The 1,929-nt window shown below is 54.8% G+C and carries 1 protein-coding gene and 1 pseudogene; both read left to right on the top strand.

Features of this window, described 5'->3' with window-relative positions; all coding sequences use genetic code 11:
* The first annotated feature begins 461 nt into the window (after positions 1–461).
* Positions 462–1,079 carry a DUF6088 family protein gene (locus HDF15_RS25635; protein WP_221314621.1) on the top strand — a complete coding sequence of 206 codons (618 nt, stop codon included), beginning with the start codon at positions 462–464 and terminating at the stop codon, positions 1,077–1,079.
* Positions 1,072–1,929 (top strand): annotated as a pseudogene (locus tag HDF15_RS25430) (nucleotidyl transferase AbiEii/AbiGii toxin family protein); the annotation flags it as partial. The gene HDF15_RS25635 and the pseudogene HDF15_RS25430, both read left to right, overlap by 8 nt.

Raw genomic sequence — 1,929 nt, 5'->3', positions numbered from 1 at the left:
ACTCGACCTCGATAGATTTTTCATCGAGGTCGGCGAGGAAATAGAGAGCTTGAGGCTTTTATATCTGTGCCCTGGATTCGGAATTGCGACTTCCACCGTGTGAAGGTGGCTATCGTGGAGCAAAGGATTGACGGCAAAGCACTTATGAGACGGCAAAACCGGTAAAACCGGCCCAAATGGCGGTATTTGCCACAAAAATGCCACAAAGCCACAGCACACTATGTGGGCATCGGGTTGGTCCGCGGGGAACCAACCCAGCTTGGCTTACTTCCCTTCTTTCCTCAGTTGATCACGGTGGGATACGCACGGCTGATACCCGGCGTTTTTATGCCTTCAAGACGCGCTCTCATTCAACACGCAGGAACTTCATATTGAGTTTGCAGATACACGGCGGCGTGTTCTCTGATTTGCTTTTGCAAGAAAATAGTGGTATTTTTTCTTGCAGAATAGGTCGATTGAGTATGAGCCAAACGTTTGAAGATAAAGCGTTGTATCGCATTCGGGGGACTGGGGGTGGATGGGCATTCTCACCCCGAGACTTCCTGGACCTCGGAGGTCGCCCGACTGTCGATTCCGGGCTTCACCGGCTGGAGAAGCGCGGAGAGATTCGCCGCGTCATTCGCGGCATCTATGACTACCCTCGTTTCAGCACGCTCCTCGATCAGAGCCTAAGCCCGGACATCGACCAGGTCGCGAGGGCGTTGGCGCGGAAGTTTCGCTGGCGCATTCAGCCCAGCGGCGCCACCGCCCTGAATTTTCTTGGGCTTTCCACCCAGGTTCCTGCCCGCACCGTCTATCTCTCGGATGGCCCTGATCGGGTCTATCGGGTTGGGAATACTACCTTGGCTTTCGAGCACACGGCATTGAAGGAGTCGGGCATCGAACTCAAGGAAAGTGGCCTGATTGTTCAGGCGCTCAAGTCTCTTGGGCAGGAGCAAATTACCCCTGAGATCATCTCGAAGATCCGGGCATGGCTACCGGAATCATTACGCGCCAAAGTCCTGGCCGATACCAAGACTGCGACTGGTTGGGTCTATAGCGCCATCCAGCAGATCACTCAAGAGGACGCTCATGAATAAGATTGCTGCTGGACCAGCCTCGGACAGGCGGGATCTATTTCGAGAGTCGGCAAGTCGGCTCGGGATGAATGCCGCCATTGTCGAGAAAGACTTCTGGGTCTGCTGGATTCTCAAACTCCTCTTTGCGGAACCGGCCTTGAAGTATCAAATGGTCTTCAGAGGCGGCACAAGCCTCTCCAAGGTCTTCGGGCTGATTGACCGTTTCTAGGAAGACATCGACTTGGTTCTTGACTGGCGTCTGCTTGGTTACGACCAAGAGGGTGCCAATGATCCCTACCAAGCCACCGCCTCCAAGACACAGCAAAGCCGCCAAAACCAGGAGATGAACGCAAGGGCGGTTGCATATATCCGGGACACGCTACTTGCCCAACTCAACCTTTTCTTCGCGTCGATCTCTGGCATCGTCGCCAGAATCGACGAAGACGATCCTCATACCATCAACGTGTTCTACCCAGCGGCGTTCGAGGCAGGATATATCCGGCCCGCAGTCCGCTTGGAGATTGGGCCGCTTGCCTCGTGGGTTCCTTCCAGCTCTCACAGCATCAAAGCGTATGCCGCTGAAGCCTTTCCTGACGCCTTCTCCAATCCCGTCTTTGAGGTCATCGCGATTGATGCCGAGCGGACATTCTGGGAAAAGGCAACGATCCTCCATCAGGAAGCCCATCGCCCCGACGCAATTCCCGCGCGGTATTCGCGACACTACTACGACCTCTACAAGCTCAGCGAAAGCCCGATTAAGAGTGCTGCACTTTCCGACCTAACGTTGCTGAGATCGGTTGTCAAATTCAAGGAGCGGTTCTACTACTCTTCCTGGGCGCGTTACGACTTGGCTGTCCCCGGCTCATTCCGG

It is taken from the genome of Granulicella mallensis (assembly GCF_014203225.1).
GTDB lineage: Bacteria > Acidobacteriota > Terriglobia > Terriglobales > Acidobacteriaceae > Granulicella > Granulicella mallensis_A.
The sequence above is the reverse complement of the archived record's forward strand: the minus strand, read 5'-3'. Positions and strand labels throughout refer to the sequence as shown.